This is a genomic window from Halomonas sp. 113, assembly GCF_904067645.1.
GTDB lineage: Bacteria > Pseudomonadota > Gammaproteobacteria > Pseudomonadales > Halomonadaceae > Vreelandella > Vreelandella titanicae.
Genome location: NZ_LR881453.1, coordinates 3,620,130 through 3,644,323 on the forward strand (window position 1 = coordinate 3,620,130; position 24,194 = coordinate 3,644,323).

General features: G+C 55.8%; 20 protein-coding genes. 8 read left to right on the forward strand and 12 right to left on the reverse strand.

Translation table 11 applies throughout. The annotated features are described in order from the left end of the window. Positions 1-144 precede the first annotated feature (144 nt). Positions 145-1,527 carry an NAD-dependent succinate-semialdehyde dehydrogenase gene (locus tag YERSI8AC_RS17130; RefSeq protein ID WP_159177177.1) on the forward strand — a complete coding sequence of 461 codons (1,383 nt, stop codon included), beginning with the start codon at positions 145-147 and terminating at the stop codon, positions 1,525-1,527. A gap of 89 nt (positions 1,528-1,616) precedes the next feature. Here YERSI8AC_RS17130 and YERSI8AC_RS17135 read toward each other — a convergent pair whose 3' ends face one another. From YERSI8AC_RS17135 to YERSI8AC_RS17155, 5 genes are all read right to left on the reverse strand, one after another. Beyond that, positions 1,617-2,105 carry a phosphatidylglycerophosphatase A family protein gene (locus YERSI8AC_RS17135; RefSeq protein WP_009288337.1) on the reverse strand — a complete coding sequence of 163 codons (489 nt, stop codon included), beginning with the start codon at positions 2,103-2,105 and terminating at the stop codon, positions 1,617-1,619. Continuing rightward, positions 2,105-2,851, reverse strand: coding sequence for a tellurite resistance TerB family protein (locus tag YERSI8AC_RS17140; protein WP_159177179.1), 747 nt, complete (start codon positions 2,849-2,851; stop codon positions 2,105-2,107). The genes YERSI8AC_RS17135 and YERSI8AC_RS17140 overlap by 1 nt, the downstream gene beginning before the upstream one ends. Positions 2,852-2,987: 136 nt before the next feature. Continuing rightward, positions 2,988-6,053 carry an AAA family ATPase gene (locus YERSI8AC_RS17145; protein WP_159177180.1) on the reverse strand — a complete coding sequence of 1,022 codons (3,066 nt, stop codon included), beginning with the start codon at positions 6,051-6,053 and terminating at the stop codon, positions 2,988-2,990. Beyond that, a complete protein-coding gene (locus tag YERSI8AC_RS17150) occupies positions 6,050-7,198 on the reverse strand; it encodes an exonuclease SbcCD subunit D (RefSeq protein WP_159177182.1) in 1,149 nt (382 codons plus the stop codon). The genes YERSI8AC_RS17145 and YERSI8AC_RS17150 overlap by 4 nt, the downstream gene beginning before the upstream one ends. 151 nt (positions 7,199-7,349) lie before the next feature. After that, positions 7,350-8,999 (reverse strand): SLC13 family permease, encoded by a 1,650-nt coding sequence (locus YERSI8AC_RS17155; protein WP_022522429.1) that lies wholly within the window; start codon positions 8,997-8,999, stop codon positions 7,350-7,352. 594 nt (positions 9,000-9,593) lie between these two features. Between YERSI8AC_RS17155 and sstT the strand changes: the two genes are divergently transcribed. The 7 genes from sstT to YERSI8AC_RS17190 all read left to right on the forward strand — a co-directional run bounded on the left by sstT (position 9,594) and on the right by YERSI8AC_RS17190 (position 15,655). Continuing rightward, positions 9,594-10,814 carry a serine/threonine transporter SstT gene (sstT, locus tag YERSI8AC_RS17160; RefSeq protein ID WP_159177183.1) on the forward strand — a complete coding sequence of 407 codons (1,221 nt, stop codon included), beginning with the start codon at positions 9,594-9,596 and terminating at the stop codon, positions 10,812-10,814. A 156-nt stretch (positions 10,815-10,970) separates the two neighbouring features. Continuing rightward, positions 10,971-11,501, forward strand: a complete 531-nt coding sequence (locus tag YERSI8AC_RS17165; protein ID WP_022522427.1) for a helix-turn-helix domain-containing protein — start codon at positions 10,971-10,973, stop codon at positions 11,499-11,501. Continuing rightward, positions 11,498-12,238 carry an AzlC family ABC transporter permease gene (locus tag YERSI8AC_RS17170; protein ID WP_138801462.1) on the forward strand — a complete coding sequence of 247 codons (741 nt, stop codon included), beginning with the start codon at positions 11,498-11,500 and terminating at the stop codon, positions 12,236-12,238. Before YERSI8AC_RS17165 ends, YERSI8AC_RS17170 begins: the two co-directional genes overlap by 4 nt. Next, positions 12,235-12,570: an AzlD domain-containing protein gene (locus YERSI8AC_RS17175; protein ID WP_027958561.1), complete on the forward strand. Its 336-nt coding sequence runs from the start codon at positions 12,235-12,237 to the stop codon at positions 12,568-12,570. The genes YERSI8AC_RS17170 and YERSI8AC_RS17175 overlap by 4 nt, the downstream gene beginning before the upstream one ends. A gap of 108 nt (positions 12,571-12,678) precedes the next feature. Then, entirely contained in the window at positions 12,679-13,623 is a 945-nt protein-coding gene (locus YERSI8AC_RS17180; RefSeq protein WP_414727631.1) for an ABC transporter substrate-binding protein, read from the forward strand. Further along, complete coding sequence (locus tag YERSI8AC_RS17185) at positions 13,617-14,621, forward strand: FecCD family ABC transporter permease (RefSeq protein ID WP_159177185.1); 1,005 nt, start codon at positions 13,617-13,619, stop codon at positions 14,619-14,621. The genes YERSI8AC_RS17180 and YERSI8AC_RS17185 overlap by 7 nt, the downstream gene beginning before the upstream one ends. After that, positions 14,618-15,655: a FecCD family ABC transporter permease gene (locus tag YERSI8AC_RS17190; RefSeq protein WP_159177186.1), complete on the forward strand. Its 1,038-nt coding sequence runs from the start codon at positions 14,618-14,620 to the stop codon at positions 15,653-15,655. The genes YERSI8AC_RS17185 and YERSI8AC_RS17190 overlap by 4 nt, the downstream gene beginning before the upstream one ends. 507 nt (positions 15,656-16,162) lie before the next feature. Here the strand turns inward: YERSI8AC_RS17190 and YERSI8AC_RS17195 are convergent. The 7 genes from YERSI8AC_RS17195 to YERSI8AC_RS17225 all read right to left on the reverse strand — a co-directional run bounded on the left by YERSI8AC_RS17195 (position 16,163) and on the right by YERSI8AC_RS17225 (position 23,649). Continuing rightward, entirely contained in the window at positions 16,163-17,083 is a 921-nt protein-coding gene (locus tag YERSI8AC_RS17195; protein ID WP_201304237.1) for a 2OG-Fe dioxygenase family protein, read from the reverse strand. 25 nt (positions 17,084-17,108) lie between these two features. Next, positions 17,109-17,987, reverse strand: coding sequence for a DMT family transporter (locus YERSI8AC_RS17200; protein ID WP_159177188.1), 879 nt, complete (start codon positions 17,985-17,987; stop codon positions 17,109-17,111). A 16-nt stretch (positions 17,988-18,003) separates the two neighbouring features. Continuing rightward, entirely contained in the window at positions 18,004-19,215 is a 1,212-nt protein-coding gene (locus YERSI8AC_RS17205) for an MFS transporter (protein ID WP_159177190.1), read from the reverse strand. 81 nt (positions 19,216-19,296) lie between these two features. Continuing rightward, on the reverse strand, positions 19,297-19,920 hold the full coding sequence (locus YERSI8AC_RS17210; protein ID WP_159177192.1) for a TetR/AcrR family transcriptional regulator: 624 nt from the start codon (positions 19,918-19,920) through the stop codon (positions 19,297-19,299). Between the two features lie 66 nt (positions 19,921-19,986). Continuing rightward, complete coding sequence (locus tag YERSI8AC_RS17215) at positions 19,987-21,726, reverse strand: FAD-dependent oxidoreductase (protein WP_159177194.1); 1,740 nt, start codon at positions 21,724-21,726, stop codon at positions 19,987-19,989. 4 nt (positions 21,727-21,730) lie between these two features. Further along, the gene (locus YERSI8AC_RS17220) at positions 21,731-22,888 is read right to left on the reverse strand and encodes an FAD-dependent monooxygenase (RefSeq protein WP_159177196.1); all 1,158 of its coding nucleotides are present in this window, start codon (positions 22,886-22,888) and stop codon (positions 21,731-21,733) included. After that, entirely contained in the window at positions 22,885-23,649 is a 765-nt protein-coding gene (locus tag YERSI8AC_RS17225; protein ID WP_201304238.1) for a cupin domain-containing protein, read from the reverse strand. The genes YERSI8AC_RS17220 and YERSI8AC_RS17225 overlap by 4 nt, the downstream gene beginning before the upstream one ends. Positions 23,650-24,194 lie beyond the last annotated feature (545 nt).

The following is a 24,194-nucleotide window of genomic DNA, read 5'->3' on the forward strand; positions in this document are numbered from 1 at the left end:
ACCACTGCCGGATAGATAACGCCGATGTTATGCATGGTCGCTCTTTTTGTACTACAGTGACCGTGCACCAGTAATAGACCGGTCGATTAGGCGCCCTGGAGCTAGGCGCTTTGACCCCACGTTGATCTATAGATAGGAGATCTTATGAGCAACAGTATCAAGACGATCAATCCCACCAATGGTGAAACCCTCGAATCCTATACGCTAATGAGCAGCGCGGAAGCCAAGCAGATAGTGGACGCCTGCTACGAGGCGTTTCTCGATTGGCGCCTAGAATCGCTGGAAAGCCGCGCTAAAACGGTTAAAGCCATTGGCCAAGCGCTGCAAAAGCATAAAGAAGAGCTTGCCGACCTGATGGTCAATGAGATGGGTAAACTGCCTTCTCAGGCCCGCCAGGAAGTCGATCTTTGCACCGGCATCTGTGATTACACCGCTGAACATGGCCCCAAAAAGCTAGCCGACGAAGAGCGTCAGCCTGGCAATGGTGAACGCGGTTTCGTGACCTACTCACCGATGGGTGTAATCTACGGCATTCAGCCCTGGAACTTCCCCGCGTATCAGGTTGTACGTTACTCCATCGCCAATATCATGGCGGGTAACGGCGTGCTGCTAAAACACGCTGAAAACGTGACCGGTAGCGGCTTGCTGTTGGAAAAAATCTACCGCGAAGCGGGTCTTCCGGAAAACGTCTTCCGTACGCTGGTGATCTCTCACGATGTTTCTGATGAGGTGGTTGCTCATTCTGCGGTACGTGGCGTAACGCTAACGGGTAGCGATGGCGCAGGCCGCAAAGTCGCCGGTAAAGCGGCTGAGCATCTTAAAAAGACCGTGCTTGAGCTGGGCTCTAACGACGCCTACCTGGTGCTCGATGACGCCGATATGGATGTCGCCATCAATACCTGCGTTCAGGGGCGTGTCTACAACGGCGGTCAAACCTGCGTTGCAGCCAAGCGTTTTGTGGTCACTGAAAAGAACTACGAGACGTTTAAAAAGCGCTATGTAGAACGCATGCAGTCGCTTAAAGCGGGTGACCCGACCCAAGAAGACAGCGATCTGGGCCCCATGGCTCGCGTGGATCTGCGCGATGGTCTCCACGACCAAGTGAAAGAGAGCGTGCGCAAAGGTGCGAAGATTCTTTGCGGTGGCGAAAAGCCATCCGGTAAGGGCGCGTTTTACCCAGTCACCGTGCTGGACAACGTCACCCCCGGCCAGCCCGCTTACGACGATGAGCTATTTGGCCCTGTCGCTGCGCTGATTCGTGCCAAAGACGACGAAGATGCCATGCGCATTGCCAACGATAGCCGTTACGGCCTGGGCGGCGGCATCATCTCTAAAGATGTGAAACGCGCTACCGAGCTTGCCAGCAAGTACTTTGATACCGGCATGGTGTTTATCAATGGCTTTGGTGTTGCGACACCGGAAATGCCTTTCGGCGGCGTTAAAAACTCCGGTTACGGTCGCGAGCACGGCGGCTTCGGCATGCACGAGTTCGTCAATGTCAAGTCGGTGATTGTCGTTCAAGAGTAAGCATGTAAGCGCTCAAAATCATGAGCGATAAGATAGAGCGCCGCTAGCTTTTTATTAAGCTAGCGGCGCTTTTTTCGTTGCGTGTTCTATTACGAGTTTAACTGTTGCCCAGAGGTTCGACGCTGCCAAAGCTTCAGCCCAATAGCAATCACCACCCAGGTCACCAACGCCGCGATAACATCATCCAAAACAATGCCAAAACCGCCATGAACATACTCTGCCAGATGAATCGGCGGCGGCTTCAGCGCATCGAAAAAGCGGTAGACAACGAATGCCAACGCCATAACCAGCGGGTGACGCGCAGCTTGCAACCCGATGACCGCCAGCGGGAACGCAAAGTACTCATCAGCGACGATGCTGCCATGATCCAAACCGTCATAGTGCCAGGCGGCGATGTGGCAAACCGGTATCGCAAGTAGCAGCAGAGCTGCCATGATAGCGCCTTGTTGACCTAGCGGGCGGCTTAACAGCCACCACGCCAGGGGGATGCCCAGCAGCGAGCCGAAGGTACCCGGCGCCATCGGCGCTAGCCCCAGGCCAAAGCCGGTAGCTAGCCAAAAATTAACCGTATCCAGCATTAACCCGCCTGCTGCGCTTGACGCTCAAGTTCGTCAGTCATCTCTTTGGGTAAGTTAAGTGCATTGCCCAACTGATCAAGCCAGGCACGCTCCATGGGGTTTTGATCATCGGTCACGGCCACGCTGATCAGGTACATTTCCCGGGCCGCTTGAGGGGAGTCCGCTTCGCGGGCCAGTGCCTGGGCATCCAGCGGTGCTTTTAGCTGCTGCTCCACCCAGTTATGCATCTCCTGGTCGGCGCCTAGGGCGTCAATCTGCTCGGTAATCAGCGCCTGCTCCTGCTCATCAATATGGCCATCGGCCCGGGCGGCCATAATCATCGCCTGCAGCAGTTCCAGGCTGCGACGCTCTTGGTACTCGCCACTAAGCGCTTCTACCCGCTCGCCCTCTGTCGCATTCTGGGTCGTATTTTGCTGCGCATTGCCATTTTTCGCCGCCTGAGAACTCTGCCACGCTTTCCATGCCAGCACGCCCACCCCAGCAATGGCGCCGTATTTTAGTGCTTTGCCTCCCATGCTACGGCCACGTTTGGAACCCACCAGTAAACCCATGGCACCGCCACCAAGCAGGCTTTTCATATCAAAGCTACTGGAGGAGCCGCCACCTTGACCGCCGCTACTGCCACCGCCTAGCTGCTTAGAAAGCCCGCTCAGCATGCCTTTAACATCGACACCACTGCTACTGCCGCCCTTCTGGCTTCCGCCGGCTTGCTGCATCAGCTGCTGTAAAATTTTGCTTGCGTTCATCCTTGTACTCCTAAGTAGATAGTATCTTCAGAGCTCGTTTGACGATTGAGTCACTTTATAAAACATTCTATATGAACGCAGCATGAACCAGGCCTTGGAGGAAAACTGCCTGCAATCGGCCATGCGGCGTTAAGCGTTAAAGAAGTGCGCCCTTTACTTCCACTGAGCTCCCCTGCCGGCTGGCACGCACGTCTATACGAACTGGCATTTGCTCTTTGAGTTCGCTGACATGGGAGATCACTCCAATCATGCGCCCGCCCATTTGCAGTTCGCTGAGCATGGCAATCGCTTGATCCAGCGCATCCTGATCCAGGCTGCCAAACCCCTCATCAATGAATAGCGTATCCAGTTGAATACCGCCAGCGTAAGCCTGCACTACATCCGAGAGCCCTAGCGCCAGCGAGAGCGCGGCCATAAAAGACTCCCCGCCGGAGAGTGTCGCTACCGAACGGTTCTTGCCGGTGTAGGTGTCGGCCACATCAAGCTCCAGACCCGACGCTCTGTTACCTTTGGAGGGATCTTCCCGACGCACCAACTGATAACGCCCGCGGCTCATGCGCACCAAACGCTCCGAAGCTTGAATCAATACGTCATCCAGCAGCACACCCAGCACAAAGCGCTGCAGGCTAATACGGTGCCCCGTACGACCATTAGCGACCTCGCTGAGCGTGCCCCACAGCTGATACTGGGCTTCGAGCTCTGCCTGCGCCCTGTGGGCAGTCGCAAGCTTTTGACGAATACCGCGCAGCGTGGTCAGCCTCCCATCCAGCCCCCGCCACGCCTCTAGCTGGGTGTTCTCTTCGACCTGGGCCGCCTCGGTTAGGCTGGTCAACGCGGCCATATTCGGCGGCGTTTTTTCCGCAAGCTGAGTTTGGTAGTTCTCCAGCGCGCCTTCAAGCTCAGCCAGGCGGCGTTGGTACGCCTCTACTTGGCGAGTCAACTCTTGCCGCTGGGTATCATCCAACTGCGCAGCCTGAAACGCTGCTTCATCTTCAAAGGGGCTGGCCTGCAGGGCGGCTTGCCACTCAGCTTGCACCTGCTGAAGCGTCTGCTCGCTACGTTCGATTCGCTCGTTCGCACCGCATAGCTGCTCTTCCGCCCGCGCCAGTTGGGTTTGGCTGGTCGAGAGCATCTGCTGGGCGCTCTCCCAGGCTTTTTCGAGCTGTGCGATCTGGTGTTCAAGCTCAGTGAGGGTTCGGCGCATTGCCTCAGGGTCGCGGGCATCTTCCGGCAGCGATTGGCTCAGTTGATCGCGCTGACTCTCTAGGCGCAACGCGTCCTCTTTTGCCTTCTCCACCGCGGGCCGTTGGGTTTTAAGCTGCTTATCCAGCGCGCCCCACTCGCGGCGCAGCGCTTCGCGAGCAACGGTTTGCTGGCTAATCTCACGTTCAACGCTTTCCCGGCGCTGCACTTGGCGGCGCAAGCCTTCGCAAGCATTTTGCAGTTCAAGCAGCGGTTGGCTAGCCCACTCGCCCAGCTGTTGGGTAAGCCGCTGGGCCTGCTCTGTATTGTAGCTAATCTGCTGAGTGAGCTGATGATGGTAACGCTCGGCGCTCTGTTGTGCTTGACGAGCCTGCTCTTGCGCCGCCCTGGCTTCTTCAACCTGCGCTTGGCTGACCACGTCGGCACTGTTAACCGCTGGGGCTGGATGCTCCAGGCTGCCGCACACCGGGCAAGGGACATCCTGTTCAAGGGTGAGCGCTAACAGCGCGGCCTGCCCCTGGTGCCAACGCATCTCCTGCTCAGTGGCGTGGCGTTGCGCTCGTTCTGCTTCGCTTTGCTGGCGGTTGAGTGCCTCCGTCGCCTGCTGCTGTTGGCTGGTTAACTCATGCGCTTGCCGGGAGAGTTCATCCAGCTCTTGGCGCTGGGTCAGCAGGTCGTTATGTCGGCTGAGCTCAGCGGGGGCGCTGGCCAGTTGCTGAAACTCTGTCTGTAAGCGTTCCAGGTTAACGCTAATCGCTTCGCCCTGCTGGCGAATGTTATCTAGCTGCGCCTCATCACGCTTGAGCGCACTATCGGCTTGTTGCCAGGTGGCCTGCGCCGTTTTAAAACGCGCCTGCAACTCGCTTAACTGCTGGCTTTTATGAATAAATTCGCCCAATTGGCGATGCCGTTCACGGAGCGCGGGGAGCTCTGCCTGACGCTGGCGTGCCACTTCTGACGCCTGCTGCGCCTGTTCGGCGTTAGTACGTTGAGTGGCTAATTCGGCTTGCGCCTGTCGCTGATCGGCCTGGGCGGTGATCAACGCCTGCAGCGCTTGGTCTAAGGCAGCTCTCTGTGGGCGCAGCGCCTGGGCGTGGATGCTTTGCGCTAAGCGCTCCTTAGTGCTTTCTATCTGTGTGTGCTGCTCAAGATGACGGGCTTTATCCGCCGCCAGCCGATCGCGGGCCTCAAATTGACGCTGCAGCGCCAGCGCCTCATCGCGCTGCTTTTCGGCGCTACGGCGCTGCTGCTGCGCGGTTTCAAAACGTTGCCGCGCTTGGTCTACCTGAGGTGTCAGCGCTTCAAGCTCTTGCGCTAACGCGGCTTCGCTCTCAAGCTCCCCCCCAGCGAGGATGCCGCTGATATGCTGGCGATGATCACTCACTGCCCGCTCGATTTGGTTGGCCTGGGTGCGCAGACGCTCTTCGATTCGCTGAAAAATCTGGGTTTGAAACAGCTGGGAAAAAATTACTTCGCGCTCTTTGGAGCCTGCCAGCAGCAGTTCACGAAACTTGCCCTGGGGTAGCACCATCACCTGACGAAACTGGTTGGCATCCAGGCCGATCAGGGTTTGCAGCTCCGCGGTGGCATCGTTAACTTTGCGCGCTACCAGGCAAGTCTCTACATCGCCATCTGCCTTTAATCGCCACAGCTGGGCTTCAGCATTATGGGTAGTCGTGCCTTCGCCTCGCGCCTTGGGACGCTCCTGCTGGGGCACGCGGCGAACCCGGTAATCCACACCGCGCAGACGAAAATCCAGCGTCACTTCCGTTAGCAGCGAAGCGTCAGCCTGGTCGCAACGCATCTGCGCCGGATCGCGTTCATTGCCCGTGGTTTGGCCGTAAAGCGCAAAACAGATGGCATCAAGAATCGAGCTTTTACCGGCGCCGGTAGGGCCATTAATCAGGAACAGTGGGCTTCTTCCCAGCGCGGTGAAGTCGATGGTCTCACTGCCCGCAAAGGGCCCAAACGCTTGCATGGTGAGGATTAACGGTGTCATCCCTGAGCCTCTTCGTCACGGCTAAGCGTGCCTATCAGTTCGCTTATCGCCTCAGTTTGTTGGTCGGTCATGGGCTCACCGCTGGTTTGGGCGAAAAAGTCACTGAACATATCCAGTGCGCTGAACTTCAGCCGCTCACGGTCAAGCTGCTGGTTACCCCGGGCATCCAGCATGCCGGGCTTCTCGAGATGCAGCACGTTAGGATACACCTCACGCAACTTGCCCATGGGGTCGAGAATGGCGTGGCGATCGGTTAACCGCACCAGCAGGTAGTCGTCGGCATTGGCGTCTGTTCGCCCCTGGGCAATCAACGCATCGATTTCGCCCTCTAATACGCGAACTTCACGACTGGGTATAAGGGGTATCTGCTCGATCTTGGTGACGCCGCTCGCATCAAGATCCACCAGCGTCACGCCTTTACGCTGGCTGGCTTCGGAAAAGCTATATTTGAGCAGCGAGCCGCTGTAACGAATATGCTCGCCGCCGCGGTACTGGGGGCCGTGAAGGTGGCCAAGCGCCACATAGTCAAAGCCTTGCATAGGCTCCCAGGCGACGCTTTCGGCACCGCCCAGGGTCAGCGGGCGTTCAGAGTCCGAGGCGCTGCCGCCATCCACAAAGCAGTGGCTCATCAATATGCACGGGCGTGTCGGGTGACGCTGCTCTTCGATGCGCTCAACCAAATAGCGGTGGGCGCCGTCAAAATCGCGCACCTCCACGTTAAACTGGCTGCGAACATGTTCGGGGTCGGCGTAGGGAATGCCGAACACATCCATCTCAGCGCCCTTAATCGTCAGCGTTACAGGTGTGTCAAAATCAGCTAAGTCGGAAAGAATATGCAGACCGGCCTGACGCAGGTGGCGCGCGCCGAAACGAAGCCGCTCAGCACCATCGTGGTTACCTGAAATCATGATCACCGGCAGCTTGCGCTCCTCGCAGAGCGCGTGGAGCACCTCATCCAGCAGCGTTACCGCCGCCGCAGGCGGCACCGAACGGTCGTAGATATCGCCCGCAATCAGCACCGCATCGACGTTTTCCCGGTCGACAATCTCGATAAGCTGGTCGAGCACATAGCGCTGATCATCTAGCAACGACAGGTTGTGGAACAGCCGCCCCAGGTGCCAATCGGCGGTGTGAAGTAGACGCATAACAGGCTCAGCAAAAAATAGTGTAGCGGCATGATAACAACCCGATACTCAATCTACCCACAAAACTCCTCTCCTACATAAACGACCGACAAAAAGCCCCGCTCAATGGCGGGGCTAATCGTTTCTCTAAAGGCTCTAGGCTCAACCAGCGCTAGCGACGGAAGGCGTCTGGATAGCTGGTGAGATCAACTCCCCACATGACCGGCAGTAGGAAGTAAACCGCCGCCACAATCAGCAGCATGGCGATGATGTTGATCCAGAAGCCGGTGCGCACCATCTCGATAATTTTCAGTTTGCCAGTGGCGAAGATGATGGCGTTGGGCGGCGTACCAACAGGTAGCATAAAGGCACAGTTGGCAGCCATGGCGGCGGGCACCATCAGCACGAAGGGGTGGATATCCAGCGCCAGCGCCAGCGACGCCAACACCGGCAGAATCATGGTGGCCGTGGCGGTATTCGAGGTGATTTCGGTCAAGAACAGCACCATGCCGGTCGCCAGCAGGATGACCAGCAAGAAGTTGGCGCCTTCCAGCACGCTCATTTGCCCACCGATCCACTCCGCCAGGCCGGAAGAGCCGAAGCCTGCGGCAATCGCCAAACCGCCCCCGAACAACAGCAGAATGCCCCAGGGTACGTCTTTCGCCACGTCCCAACCCAGCAGGCAGCCACCTTTGTTTTTTGAGGGAATCAAAAACAGCAGCAGCGCAGCGACAATCGCGATCATGGTGTCATTGATGCCGGGGATATTGATGATCTGCCCCTGCCACAAGAACGAGCGGGTGATCCACATAAAGGCAGCGAACAAAAACACCACTAGCACCGCTTTCTCTTCGAAGCTGGTGTTACCCAGCGCCGCTTTTTCTTTGTTAATCAGCTCTCGGCCACCTGGTAGGTGACTAAAGTCAATGCGGAAAAACACCCGCGTAAGTAGCAGCCAAGTGATAAAAAGCAGTACACACACAATGGGAAATGCAAACATGAGCCAACCGGCAAAGGAGATCTCGATGCCAAACAGCTGATTTACAATTGCGGCGAGTATGATATTCGGTGGGGTTCCAATGAGCGTGCCCAGCCCCCCAATGGTACCGCCATAACCGATACCAAAAATCAGCGCTTTGCTGAACTTATCGATTTCGGCACTGTGGTCGCCGTCACTTTTCGCCAGCTCTTGGCTCACCTGATACACGATAGCGGTACCGATCGGCAGCATCATCATGACCGACGCGGTGTTGGAGACCCACATTGACAAAAAGCCCGTCGCGGCCATAAAACCAAACACGATGCTATTAATACTGGTGCCCAACACGGCAATAATCGACAGCGCGATACGCTTGTGAAGATCCCATCGCTCCATTGCCAGCGCGATCATAAAACCGCCCAGAAACAGGAAAATTATTGGGTTACCGTAGGCGGCCGTAACGGTATTACCATCCAACGCGCCGGTAATCGGTAAAAGCACAATGGGTAGCAACGAGGTCGCGGGAATAGGAATAGCTTCGGTGATCCACCATACGGCCACCCACAGAGTGGTAGCGAGCACCATGCGCCCTTCAAAGCTTAAGTCTTCAGGGTGAAAGAACATCACCACACAAGCGAACAGCAGCGGGCCAAGCAACAGGCCAATCTTCTGCGGCGTGGTGTAGGCAGGCGGCTTAGGTTGAGGGGAAGGGTTACGCTTGGTATTCGAAGCCGCGGCGTTGGCGGCCCCGCCCGTAGGTAGCGCGCACATCAATAGGTTTTTGGCTTGGTAGTGGGAGTGCCATAGCTGATCCCATACCGTCATCAGGGCAGTTTTATGCATACAATTTGCGCCACTTACGGTCAGAGTGAAAAGAACAAATCGAGGATCAACATTCCGATATATGCCGCGCGATGGGCGACACGGAACCTCCTTTGGCGCCCTTTATTAACTGCAATAGGCAATTAGTCCAGTGATTTGCCATTAATTACAACCAAAGTCTAACAACTTTAGTTTAACTATACGCAAATACTAACGATGACATAAGCGTACGAACTAGGTAGGTTGTCGGTATTATTAACCTAGACTTTCCCATACCTGTTGAGGAGAACCGCGTGCTTGACCGCTGGACAATGCCGCTTACCCAGCCAGAACGCCCTCGCCGCTGCGCTGCTGCTGAGGTCGTGGCGGCCTGACCTAAAGGGCTAAGGCAACAAGCATTATCTATTAATGCCCCTGCCCGCTTACGCGGCAGGGGCATTTTTATTGAATCAACTCAGCGTCTAATCGCTGGATCTTAAATATAGTCATCTCATCGGCTAAACAAAGATCAGCGTAACGAAGGCAGGCCGTAGCTGATAGAATACCGCCCCTTTCAGGCGCGTTAGCGGCTAAATGCCGCCACGTCACCCACTTTTACTACCTGAGAGTTGCGCAATGATCGCCACCGCCCGCACCGTTTTCCGGCCACTTATTCGGCTGGGCCTTATCCCACAGATTTTAATCGGTATCGTTGCCGGGGTAGTGCTCGCCCTGTTTGCGCCAAACATTGCAAGCGACGTGGCCCTACTTGGCCAGCTCTTTATCGCCGCATTGCAGGCGGTGGCGCCCATTTTGGTGTTTGTACTGGTAGCCGCTGCGATCTCTGCTCATCAAAAAGGTCAACCCACCCATATTCGCCCCGTGCTGGTGCTCTATGTGGTGGGCACGCTGATTGCCGCACTCATTGCAGTGGCAGCCAGCTTCCTGTTTCCCACGGAGCTTACGTTAGATTTGGGCCAAGTTGACGGCAACCCGCCCGGGGATATTTTTAGCGTTCTACGCGACCTGCTGCTAAACGCGGTTGCCAACCCGGTTAGTGCGCTGATGGAGGCTAACTTTATCGCTATTTTGGCCTGGGCTATCGGCCTGGGTTTAATGCTGCGCCAAGCCAGCGATACCACCCGCCAAGCATTGAGCGATTTATCCGCAGCGATCACCCGCATTGTGACACTGGTGATTCGTTTAGCGCCGCTAGGTATCTTTGGTTTGGTGGCAGGCACGCTGGCAGAATCCGGCGTTGAGTCGCTGCTCAACTACGCCCAACTGCTGGGTGTGATCGTGGGCTGTATGCTGTTTGTCGCGCTGGTTAGCAACCCGCTGCTGGTTTACTTCACCACCCGGCAGAACCCTTATCCCCTGGTGTTTACGTGCCTACGCGGTAGTGCGATTACTGCCTTTTTCACCCGCAGTTCGGCCGCGAATATCCCCGTGAACCTGGAGCTTTGCCGCCGCCTAAAGCTCGACCCTGACACCTACTCCATTTCCATTCCGTTGGGTGCAACGATCAATATGTGTGGCGCAGCCATCACCATTACTGTCATCACTCTGGCGACCACTCATACGCTAGGCATTAGCGTCGACTTTCCCACGGCGCTGCTACTTTGCGTGGTTTCAGCGCTGGCGGCCTGCGGCGTTTCAGGCGTGGCGGGCGGTTCACTGATGCTGATTCCCATGGCCGCCAACCTGTTCGGTATTCCCACGGAAGTGGCCATGCAGGCGGTGGCGATTGGCTTTGTGATCAGCGTGGTACAGGACTCCACCGAAACTGCGCTCAACTCCTCTACCGATGTGCTGTTTACTGCAGCGGCCTGCCGCTCCAAGGAAGCGAACAACTAGCACTGCCCGGGGCATAGTGCCCCATTAGGCATACTCCCAGCGCGCCGCCGCTAGAGGGTGCCACTTCCGAATAAGGCTATTGTTGCCGAGCGAGGCCATTGACAGACGAACGTTCCTTATATAGAACGTTCTATATAAAGAACAGCGGACAGCCTTATGGATAAGCTCTCACTCAACACGTTGGGCCAGCACCTTCAAGCACTTCGCCTGGAGCGGGGCTGGTCACTGTCGCAGTTAGCCAATGAGGCGGGGATTGCCAAATCCAACCTGTGTCGCCTTGAACAAGGCAACGGCAATCCGACCCTGGATACCATTTGGCGGCTGGCGGTGCAGCTCAATGTGCCTTTCGGCACTCTGGTAGCGCCAATCAGCGTGCCGCTGGGTGAAGATGGCGTACAGGTGCGTTTAATCGATCAAGGCAAGGATTCCCCTCAGGTGGACGCCTACTGGATGCGCTGCGCACCACATACATTGCGTCATGCTGAAGCCCATACACCCGGCACCCGTGAATCACTCACGCTGATCAGCGGCTGGCTGGAAGCGGGGCCCGAAGGGGCAACCACGGTACTGACACCGGGAGAGGCCATCACCTTCGCTGCCGATCAACCGCACCTTTACCGTACCCACGAAGCGGAGGCCACGTTGATGATGACCATCACCTATGGTTTGGAAGGCCAAACATCATGAGCCAAGCTGCCAGCCACTCTCCTGTTCGTAGCGCGCTGCAGGGCGTGCGAGAAGCCATCCCACTATTGGGCGGCTACATTCCCGTGGCGCTGTCATTTGGCTTAGTCGCCACCCAGGCAGGCTTTAGCACGCTGGAGGCCACGGCTATTTCAGCGCTGATTTACGCCGGTGCTTCGCAATTTCTATTTGTCGGTATGATCGCCACCGGCGCCCCGCTGTGGCTGGTGGTAGCGATGACGCTGCTGATTAACGTGCGCCATGTGGTGTACGGCCCTAACCTGGCGGCGTTACTGCCGCGCAGCCGCCACTGGCCCTGGTTAATGCACGGCCTCACCGACCAGGTGTTTGCACTGGCCCTAACCCGGCTGCCCCAACTGCCTGAGGTAAAGCGTTTTAGCTGGTTTTTGGGCGCATCACTGCTGGCCTGGGGCGCCTGGATAATTGGCACCGCGGTGGGCGCTACCGCCGGTGAGGCCTTCACCGCCCGCTGGCCGCTGCTGGGTGAGATTATGCCCTTCGCGCTGCCCGCGCTGTTTTTGACCATGGTGGCGCCGCGCTTTACCGACAAGCGTTGGGCAGTCGCCATGGGCTGCACCATTTTAGCGGCGCTGTGTTTGACCCTGGTCGGCTGGAGCAACGTGGCGATTCCCTTAGCCGCCGCCTGCGGCGCGCTGTGCTTCTACTCCACGCAGTTCTATACGCAAAGATTCGCCACCAACAGGAGGCGTGAATCATGAGCACTGCACTTTGGATAGCGGTCGCGGTTTCTGCCATTGGCACGTTGCTGATGCGGGTAGTGCCTTTTTTATGGATGCAGCGCCGACTCAACAGCGAAAGTGGCCTTAATAACATGCCCCAGTGGCTGGGTATTCTTGGCCCACTGATGATTGCCGCCGTGCTGGGGGTATCCATTGTACCGGTTAACCCAAGCGCTGTTTCCTGGATCGCCACCGCCATCGGGCTTTCTGTCACGCTGCTGGTCTGGTCGCGGGTACGCTCACTTGGCTGGCCGGTCGCGGCCGGGGTCGCGGTGTTTGGGATAGTAGAGGTCGCGGCCTTCATTTGGTAATGCTTTGCATTAGCTTTTACGTCATGCCATTATCCCGGCTCTTAAATCCGAGCCAATCGTAAAGTGACATTAATGTTAAAAGCACACACCCATCGCAAGAAGGTTTTTATGAGTGTGTTGCTGTTAACGCAGGCGGCGCTAATGCCCTTTATGGCAGCCGCTGACACGCCGAGCAGCCCCCCGGAACCGCCACGCATTGTGACGCTTTACCAGGGGGCTACCGACAGCGCCGTAGCCCTTGGACTGACGCCTATTGGCGTAGTCGATTCCTGGCTGGAAAAGCCCATGTACCGCTATCTGCGCGATGCGCTTGATAGCGTCGAGCATGTGGGGCTGGAAACCCAACCGAACCTGGAAAAGATTGCCTGGCTGAATCCAGACCTGGTCATTGCCAGCGACTTTCGCCATGCGCGCATAGCGCCGCTACTGGAGGCCATCGCCCCCACTGTATCTGCCCCGACAGTGTTTAACTTCAAGACCACGCTGAACATGGTGGCCAATGCTACTGGCCGCGAAGCGCAGGCAAATGAGCTCCTTGAGCAATGGGATGATCGTGTCGCAGACTTTCGTCAGCAGATTGCCACCAGGCTGGGCAGCGAATGGCCGCAAAAAGTGGCCGTGGTGCGTTTTAAAAGCGACCACGTGCGTATCTATACCAGCGGCTTTGCGGGTTCGATCCTTGATGAGCTGGGTTTTGAGCAACCCGATACACTGCAAAGCCAGAGCTGGGGGATGAAGCTTTCCAGTACTGAAAACATTCCGGTGCTGGATGCCGATGCCCTCTTTATTCTGCTTGAGCCCGATGACCCCGCTATTGCAGATAATTACCAGCACTGGGCCTCCCACCCACTCTGGCAACAGCTGTCAGCGGTACAAAGCGGGCGCGTATTTGAAGTTGAGCCGGTGAGTTGGATGATGGGTGGCGGCATACTGGCGGCCAACGCCATGCTGGATGATCTGTATAGTCACTACGGGCTGTTGCAACCCGAAGCGGCGCCGCATCAGGCTTGCCTGCCTCACGCCAGTGGCCGTGGGGAGCCTGCTTCATGCTAAACAGTACTACCGCAAAAAGTATTGGCCTGCTACTCGGCGTGCTGGTGGCACTAGGCGCCTTTTTCGCCAGCGTGATGTTAGGCACAACGGAGATCTCCCTTTCCTCTCTGTATGGCTCGCTCGCCCATTACGATCCTACCAACATCGTCCACATCATTCTTTTAACTGAGCGCTTACCCCGGGCGGTGATTGCCGCTCTAGTGGGCGCCAGCTTAGCCATTGCCGGGGCGCTGATGCAGACCATGACGCGCAACCCGCTGGCGTCGCCGGGCATTCTAGGCATTAACGCCGGCGCGATGTTTTTTGTGGTGGTGGCAGTTTCGCTATTGCCGCTGCACACGCCCGCTCACTACGTATGGGCCGCGCTATTAGGGGCACTCGTTGCGGCCATACTGGTGGTGGTGCTTAGCCGCGGCCGCCACGGTGAGCTCTCCCCTCTGCGGGTCGTGCTGGCAGGTGTAGCAGTGACAGCAATGTTTGTGTCGTTCAGCCAGGGGCTCTTGGTGATTGATCAGCAAAGTTTTGAAAGCGTGCTTTACTGGCTGGCGGGCTCAGTGTCGAGGCGCGACCTCTCTTTGGTAGCGCCCTTACTGCCGCTCTTCGGCGGAGCACTGCTGCTCAGCGCACTGCTGGTACGTCACGCCAATGCACTGTTACTGGGCGATGACATGGTCACCGGGCTGGGCATGCAGGCCACCACCATCAAGCTGCTGCTCGGGCTGATTGTGATTGTGCTGGCGGGCAGCGCCGTAGCGCTGGCGGGCATGATCGGGTTTGTGGGCCTGATTGTGCCCCATATGGCGCGGGGGTTATTTGGCATCGACCATCGCTGGCTGCTGCCAGCCTGCGCGCTATTGGGTGCCTGTTTGCTGCTGTTGGCCGATCTCGCCTCGCGCTTTTTAATGCCACCCCAGGAGATCCCGGTCGGTGTGATGACCGCGCTGATCGGCACGCCCTTCTTTATCTATCTGGCACGACGCAAAATGGCTGGCCAATGAGAACAGACGCTACGTTAGCCCTCAATAGCGCAGCAACAAACGACAGTAGTCGCTTACTACGTCGCCTGCTGATGCTAAGCCTTTTATTGCTAGCAAGCGCCGGACTGTCGCTCTGTTTAGGCAGTTTTCCCACGCCACCTCTGCAGGTACTAGACGCGCTGGCGACCCCACAAAGTAGCGATATCGCCTTTATTATTTGGGAGCTTCGGCTGCCTCGCATTACGCTAGCGATACTGGTCGGTGCCGCCCTGGCAATAGCAGGGGCGATTCTGCAAAGCATTGTGCGTAACCCGCTAGCCTCTCCAGATGTGATCGGCATTACCAGCGGTGCGGCGCTGGCAGCGGTGGTGTTCCTATCACTATTGAGTTCGACCCTTAGCATTCACTGGCTACCCGTTGCCGCCATGCTGGGGGCGCTGGTTTCCGCACTGCTGGTGGTTAGCTTGGCCTGGAAAAACGGCATTAGCCCTTCGCGCATGGTGCTGGTCGGCATTGGCCTGGCAGCGGCCATGGGCGCTGGCACCACCCTGTTAATCGTGATCAGCGATGACTCTACCGCCATGACCGCCTATGTATGGCTAACCGGCAGCCTTTACGCGGCGCAATGGGACGATGTGTGGGGCCTATTGCCGTGGTTAGTCGTCGCGGTGCCTATCAGCCTACTCTTCGACCGCCATGCGGATGCCATGGCCCTGGGTGATAGCGTTGCCGAAGGGCTTGGGGTGGCGATTCTGCGCAGCAGATTGGTATTGCTGGCCTGCAGCGTGGCGCTGGCAGGTGCCGCTGTGGCGTTTGCCGGTGGTTTGAGCTTTGTGGGACTAATTGCGCCCCACCTGGCCGCTAGGCTGGTGGGGCGAAACATGGCACGCCTGGTGCCTACATCGGCGTTGGTCGGCGCCTTGATAGTGCTTTACGCCGACCTGCTGGGCCGGGTAGCGTTTTTGCCCAAAGATTTACCTGCGGGCATCTTTGTTGCCGGGATAGGCGCGCCCTTTTTTGTCTATTTACTGCATCGATCGCGAGCTCGCGTTTAGGATCTGTTGATCAAGTTACTCATTCAGGCTTTCCAGAACACGTCGCCTGCTCACCAACTTTTGGCATACACCTGCATGTCACCGGCGTAGCGGCAGAGGCGGTGACCTCGGCGTTCAAGTTCCTTGTTCATGTCGTCCAGCAGGATATTCGCCAATAGCGGGTGAGGGCCCGGCTTGGGGCGCCCCCTACCTTCTCAACATTGGTAAGCCGTGCTGGAACAAGCCCGCTTCCAGGTAGCGGCGGATCAGACGCAGCAAGCGCTCCTCGTATCAGCTTCCTGTTCGGCTAGGCGCCCCGTCGAGCCAGTGTTTTGCTTCGGGCTTCCTTCAGATTCCCCCTCGCGAGGGATCCCCTTGCCGAGCATGCAGGGGACTTTCACCTCCAAGTCATCCTGAGGCACCACCCTCAGGTACCGCGCCAATCAAGACGCTGCGCGCCATGCCTGGCGCACCACCAAAAAAGCCCCGCATCAGCGGGGCACAAGCAGTGATAAGTTTACGTGCCATTTATTCGCAAACTTCCAATCCAACATTAGATTCCCTAAATGATTCAGGGAACTCTATATATAATGGAATCTCTCTGTGTGGTTCGAAGGAGTCATAGGAGTGTGACACATGCTCTGGTAAAGCTGGATGCCTGGTAAAGAAAATCAGCATATCTCGGGTGGCGCGGAGCTCTTTCTTGGCAGCACGTACAGGGGAGAGGCTGTGCTTCCTTTCGTGATCCACGATGAGCATGGTATCGAGAAACCGTTTATGCTGTGCTTGTCCGAGTCGCAGATCCTGGTCAAACGCATCCCATCGAGTACCGTTTGTCTCCCTATTGTCATGAATGAATGTGATGGCGCTATCATCTGTCGTGTTCTCTATCCCAAGCAAAGTCGTCATAGTATGGTCAACTCCATCGGCATGCACTCCTTCCAGCGCGGGCTCCCCGACCAAATCCGGCGTGGTGATGGTTCTAAGATTGAAAACCGTGGACACACATCTTTGGGAATCGTAGTCAAGCCCGAACCGATGCCTAACATCTATGCCCCATACGATAAACGCCTTGAAAATCAATAGGGCTTGAAATGCTCGGTTCAACTGGAGATCGTCTCCTATCCCCCTGAACTCTCTGACTTTGCCAGAGTCATGGCGTACAAAATCCTCTTGGGCTGACAGAACGAAAGGCTGGAACTCTATCCTGTTGATTGTGGCGTTAAGAAAGTTGAACTCAAAACGCCCATTTTTTGATTCTCTGAAGGGAAGCGTCGGATCGGAGCCTAAGTTGTTGCTGACATCCTTCAGTCCGTCAAAATCCGCATCTGTTGCTCCCATCTCTCGTAGAATCTTTTCCATCACCTCACCGGTGATGAATATAAACTTTTCGTTAGTATATTTTTCTTTGATTTCAAACAAAGCATCATGGATATTGAATTTTGGCATATAAAACCTCTCCATTTTTAAATCATTATTTCCTACAAAGCCCCACGCCCAAGAGTGCAAACGCGAAGCCGAGCATTTGAAGTGGCATGAGCTTGTCGCCAAACAACAACCAAGCCTCCAGAGCAGCCAGAGGTGGAGCGAGTAACATCAAAGATGTCGCTTTCGTCGCACTTCCGCTGCGAACCAGAAAGATCAGAAGATAAGTTCCTAACCCCGACAAAATGAGAACTGCCCACGAGAGCGCAAATAAGAGTTCCCCATTAAGCGACAACTGAGACTCGCCTAGCACGAATGCCAACGTAATGGCAGTAATAGTGGCAGACGCGTTCTGAATGGCCAGAGACGGCAACAATTCGGATTTCGCAATAGACATTTTCTGCAGGATAGTTCCCCACGTTATGGATAACACAGAGGTTAATGCGATGAGCGGAACGACGATGGTGTAGCTCTGCTTTGCTTGCAGGCCGATAGTAGGCAAAAGCACCATCGCAACACCGAACAGCCCGACAACCATGCCCGTTGCCTGGGTAGGCCTGACACTCTCTCGCATGAACGTCAGGCCTATCACCATGGTGAATACAGGATGCAAGGCCCCTAGCAATGCCATAAGTGCGGCTGGAAACCCTTGTGATATAGCCCAATAGCTTCCACCGAGATAAATGCCATTGATGAACAGCCCCGCCAGGGCATGTCTGTGCCATTCGATGACAGGGGGGAAATTCTTTTTAAGTGCTATCGCGATAGCCGCGAAAAGCAGAGATGAAAGAAAAAACCTGATTGCCAGAAAAATGTTTGGCGATGCAGAACCTACAATCAATCTTCCAACAATGAACCCTGTGGACCAAAGCAGCACAAAGAGGCAGGAAATCAATAGAGTGGCGTTGTCGGCGCTCTTTTGTGTCATATGCATTCCCAGAGCATCAACGTGCGCGCTCAGTCATAAAGTACAAGACAGAGACGAGAACAAAGGCTATTCCGCCAACAGAGGCACCGCGCCATCCATAGTGAGCAAACAGCCATCCTCCGAACGCAGACCCTATAGCGCCTCCGCAGAAGAAAGTTGTCATGTATAAGCCATTTAGACGTCCACGGATTTCCGGTGCCAGCGCGAAGATCACTCGCTGTCCGAGAACTAGGTTGGCCGATACCGCAAAGTCGAGCGCAATACCTGCAATTACAAACATCGCTAAAGATAGACGCGATCCGATATCACCGATGTAGGTGATAGCGAAAGCGCCTATAGCCAGCAACATTGCTGCCGCGGTCGCCGACCTGATCCATCCCCGATCGGCGATCCGCCCTGCGATAGGCGCTGCAATTGCTCCAGCAACACCGGCTAGGGCAAACAAAGCGATGCCTTTCTGGCTTAATCCAAACCGGGGGCCGGCCAGCAGAAGTGGTGTTGTTGTCCAGAATAGACTAAAGGCGCCAAACATGCTGGCGTGGTAAAGCGCCCTTCGGCGTAGCGCCGGAGTGGTTTTTACCAAATGCACCATTGAGGCCAGCATCTGGTGATATTTCAGCCGAGCCACCACCGGTCTCGGCGGCAATGTGAAACGTAAAATAGCTGACAGCAGCACCATGCCAATGAACGAGAGGTAGAACACAGCTCGCCAGCTCGCGAAATATGTAATCATGCTGGCGACTGGCCGCGCGAGCATGATCCCGAGCATCAAACCGCTCATGACATTGCCGACAACCCGCCCACGTATAGCATCTGGAGCCAGATGAGCGGCATAAGGCACAAGGATCTGAACGGTGACAGAACCCAGGCCAACCAAAAAAGACGCCGCTAGAAATGGCTCCACTGAGCCTGCAAATCCCGAGATCAAGAGGCCAAAGGCACCGACCGCCAGAATGGAGACAGCCAACCGGCGATTCTCGAACAGGTCACCAAGCGGAACGACCAGTAGCAGCCCCAGCCCGTAACCAAGCTGCGTCATTGTAACGATCAGACCAGATGCCTGCTCTGATAGATTCAACTGGGTGCTTATTGGGCCAACCAGAGGCTGAGCATAGTAAATGTTGGCCGCAATCAGGCCACACGCAAATGCGAGCAGCACTGTCAGCCATCGGGATATGGTTGGATTCTGTGAGCTGGCCGCTGTGCCAGTTGTAGATGAACTCGCCATTTTGGATTAAACCGTTTCCTATATGTGCAAATTAAAGCCGCACGTATGCGGCGGTGTTTCGGACAGTTCTTGAGAAGCTAGTCAATCGAGCAGTTTCATCGCGTTCTCCACAACTGCCATCATGTCCTCTCGGTTTTGTCCAACCTTGCCAATGACACGCATTCCCTGAAGCAGGGCCAGCATCAGTTTCGCCGTTGTACCAGGATCGACGTCTTTGGAAATCGAACCATCTTGCTGCCCCTGCTCGATAATGCCCTTGAGACGCCGTTCGTTCGCACTCATAGCAAAAGAAACTTTGGCGGCAACTGCCTCGTCCGTACTCGACAGCTCGACGGCTCCCACAACGACTAGACAGCCGAACATTCCCTCGGTCGCATGCGACGACTCTGCGTAGAAGATCAGCAGTCGGTGCAGTTTCTCGCGTCCCGATTCAGCGCTTGCTGTCATTTCAACAAGCTGTTGGCCGCGCAGGGCCATATATCTGTCCAAGGCCGCAGTAAACAGGCCATGCTTACTGTGAAAGGCCTTGTAAATGCTTCCAGCCGACAACTTCAGCGCCTGCGAGAGATCTGAGATGGATACGCCGTTGTAACCGTGCTCCCGAAAGTACAGGATGGCGCGATCCAAGGCTGTATCGATATCGAACTCCCGCGGGCGGCCCCTCTCCCTGGAAACGTGATGTGGCGTCTTATTGGATGTAGTCATCTGTTCACATTAGGATATGAATCCATCCAAATCAAGCAACCCCGTCCTTCGCCGCATCAGCCTGCATCAAGCGCGACTGAGAATTCTCATCAGTCCCTGCCGCAGGGTATCGTAAGCTGCTGTTGTATCTAACGCTTCCCATGCGATATAACCGTCCGGTCGGATCAGCAGACAAGCCTGCTCTCCACAGTTCCAGATGCGGGCCAGATCGCCGTACGCATCTTGGATTTCCTGACCGGGGCCGATCCGAATAACTTCGATCACCACATTGGTGTCTTCAGAGAGTCTCCTGGCAACTTCAACCCATAGCTGGCCTTGTAGCCAACACAACAGCGAGAATCGACCACCGCCAATCAGATCCAGCGTTGATACCTTGCTACCCTTGCGGACCACCCAGCCATGCGGCAGTTTGTGGCCCGGAGCACATGATGGGAAGTAATGCAGATCCTCGTCTCTATCGGGCAGTGGTTGTGTCTGTTCTACTGATGCGATTGCTGTCGACTTGTAACGAACGTTAGTCTCAACACCCAACGCAGCGAATTCATAGGACTTGAATTCAATAGCGTTTCGCAGCATGGCGCGTCTATCGGCAGCGGCTTGATCGGCATGCATCAGAGAGCCGATACGGGCCTGCATCTCTTCCGCGCTATATCGTCCATCTAGACCCAGCGCCTCGAAGATGGGGCCAAAATCGCGGACACTTTGATTTGCCCGCTTTACAATCCGCTCTCCTATCGGGGCGCGTTCTTCGCTATAGGTATCCAGAAGTTTTGGATCTGCTTGTCCCCGCAATACAAAGGCAAGTTTCCAGCACAGATTGTAGGCGTCCTGGATCGATGTGTTTGACCCCAGACCGTTGGACGGCGGGTGCCGATGCACTGCGTCGCCCATGCAGAACACCCGGCCTTGTGCGTACTGCGTGGCATACATTTCATTGACGGTCCACAGTGACTTGCTGCGTATTCGAATATCGATTTCAGGATCGCCGATTAGTTGGCGGCAGACGTCAATGGCCTGGTCAACCGTCAATTCCGGCGCAGGTTGGTCAATATCGTAGCCCCATACGATCTGCCACTCGTTCCATGGCCTAACCATCCTCAGCAACCCCAGACCTATCCCACCAATGTTGGCGCCAGGCTGGACAACCCACCATAGGTATCCGGGCCTGTGGGCTATGTATTTGGTGAGATCTGCATCAAAGATGATGCTCATGCTTCCGCTTTTTCCCATTTGCCCAGCCATTGGCAAACTCAGGTCGCGAACGACTTTGCTGCCAGCTCCATCTGCGCCGATAAGATACTTGCAACGAATCTCGTAGGACGCTCCGGTCAGACGATCCAGCACCTTGACAGTCACGCCCTCCGAGTCCTGATTATGTGATAAGTATTCGGTGTCGAACCGCGCATGGGAACCCCGTGCAGCCGCATTGGAAAGCAAAATTGGTTCAAAGAGATGCTGCGGCAAATCGCATTGTTCGCTTGGACTTGCCTCCAAATATTCGGTTGCACGTCGAGGGTTGTTCATACCATAAGGCAATCGGCCGATCTCATCCCCCGACAAGGACGTGCAGAAGACCACGTCTCCCATGACCTCTTTCGGAGAAGCCTTGGCGATAACCTCACTCTCTATGCCCAAATCCCGGACGATTTCCATTGTCCGCTGGCTGACGTAATGAGCGCGCGGTGAATCCGCCAACCACCTGTACTTCGTGATGATGACATTCTTGATACCATAGGAACTGAGCATCAGAGCTGCCGAAGATCCCGCAGGGCCGCTGCCGATAATCACAACATCGGTTTCCAACATAATTTCATCCTATTGAGAGATTACTTAGGAGGCGTTTCCCAATCAAAGGATCGTTCCAGGCATCCGATGCAAACAGCCAAGCCGGATCGGGAGTGGTTCTCATCCAGCTGTTTTCGCTGGAGATGCCCTGAACCTTTTTTACTCGCTCATTCCGGGCCTGCTGGTATAGCTCGTAGGCGACAGACCAATTTTCCAAACCTGCGGCCATCAAGCACCTCACGAGAACGGCTCCATCCTCGATTGCCATCGCGGCCCCTTGGGCCATATGAGGTCGCATTGGATGGCATGCGTCTCCTAGCAGGACAACGCGGCCCTTGCTCCATGCCGTCTCGGCCGGTCGTTCATACAGCGGCCACTTCCGGACTTCTTGCGAAGCGGCCAGCACGTGACGGGCGACGGGATGAAAGTCGGCAAAGCGTTCCATCATTTCTTCATGCTGCGCAGGGAGGGAGCGCACACCAACAGGCCACGTTTCCTGCGGATATCCCGCGACAAAATAATATTGGTCTCGGAGTGCGCTCATGTAGTAAGCGATTATGAACCTGTCATCGCTCCACCATTTCGTTAGGTCATTCAGGTAGCTTCGGTGCTTGCCAAGCTGATCAATATCGACCAGGGCCCGAAACGCGACCTGCCCGGAGAAGTGAGGCGGGGAATTTTCACAAACTATACCTCGCACCACTGAAGAAAGCCCATCAGCTCCAATAACGATATCTGCGACAGCCTCGCTGCCATCTTCAAAGCTCAGTCGCACGCCGTGACAGTCCTCGGAGACTGATCGGAGGCATTTGTTGAACTGCAAGGTTCCTGGTTGCAGGGCATCAACCATCAGGGCATGGAAGTCCCCTCGGTGAACGGTCAGGTACGGGGCACCGAATTGCTCAGCGACCATCTGCCCAAGGGGGAGCTCAGCAATTACCTCTCCAGTAAAAGCGTCTCGGCTGAGGAAAGCTGACGGTTTACAGGCTATCGCTACGAGGCGCGAAACGATATCTGGCCAGGCTAACGCCTTTATGACATTGGGGGTAAGATGGATGCCAGCTCCCAGCCTCGTGAAGGTCGACGCCTGCTCATAGGCGGTTACTTGGAACCCCGTCTTTTGTAACATCAAAGTCGTAGCTGCCCCTCCTAGGCCACAACCGATGACAGCAATCCGCTTCATTTTTCTGTCCCGTCATCAGCCCGGCAATCATTATTGCTGGCGAGCAGTTCGAGTAATTTCTCCCGGTTATCCGGCATGTCGTGATTTTGGTCAATCTCGATAACTTTCTCGACGTACTGCCAGAAGCTAGCACTCTGGTTGATACCGTAATTCGGGGCCATTGAGACAAGCCGGATACTGGACATGAAGTCCGGCTTCTGATCAGGCTTGTTCGGATCGCGGATGGTGCCAGCGTTCAGAAAATAGGGAAGGATGGATACATCCGGGGTATCGGGCGTCCACACCAAGTATAGTTCCTGCGGCTCATCGGTTATGTTGCTGAAACCATGCACGATGTAGCGCTCGCCATAAAAGAGTTCCTTGGATCGCATCTCCACGATATGCAGCGTGTCTTTCGGTGCGCCTGCTCCAGGTGCACGTTGCAGGTCAGGGTAGCGGTTCTGCCCCATGTAAATTACGAAACCACCGTTGGGCGCATAGAACCATTCGTCCGTCCAGTGATGAACATGAGGTGGTGGCCCGACGTGGGCAGGCACAATCAGCTTGGCAAACAGATAACTGCCACACGTTGTTTTTCCAGTCTGAATAAAGTCGAAGGTTTCACCGGCAGGTCCAAGCACCTCTGGTTCATTCGCATCCTTTGAAAGTTCCGGAAAATTGAAGGGCTCGTAGTCTTCCCCACCCTGTGCGGAACTGACGGAGAACATCAGTATCGCCTTGAAAAGCAAGGCAAGCACGCGGCTTTTCTTCTTGTCTTGCATGAATAGACCTCTTTATAGGTTGAGCCAAGCACCTGTCCAATCTGTATGCAGGAACCTTATTTTGGATTAAATCATTTCCAAATTCAAGAAAGAATTTACACCTGGTGTCTCAACTTCGGACAGCCGCCCTCCTATGGTGACATGGGTCTTCATGACCGATACGCCCTGCTTTGCTTAACGCTACGCTTAGGGCAATAGCCGTAACTCAACTCGGAGAAGGCCGGGGCGAAGAGTTGCATAAGCACTTGTGACAGCGCCTGCAGAATCAGCCGATCAGTGACCGTAGATGTCGAGCTGCGGATGTCCGCCCCATCAGCCCCACCTTTGGGATTGGGGATCTCAACGATCAGGATCGGGCTGAGTTGATACTCACCGGCCCGTATCCGCTGGCGCAGCGTTGACCAGTACTATTTCAGGTGGTCGGCCAACTGGTGCACCGTCATGCCATCGGCACCTGACGTATCTTTGCTGGCCATCAACCTGACGGTAAGCTCACTCCACGCTATCTGGGTCACCGCCCCACCATGAGCGGGGGCTGACGCTCA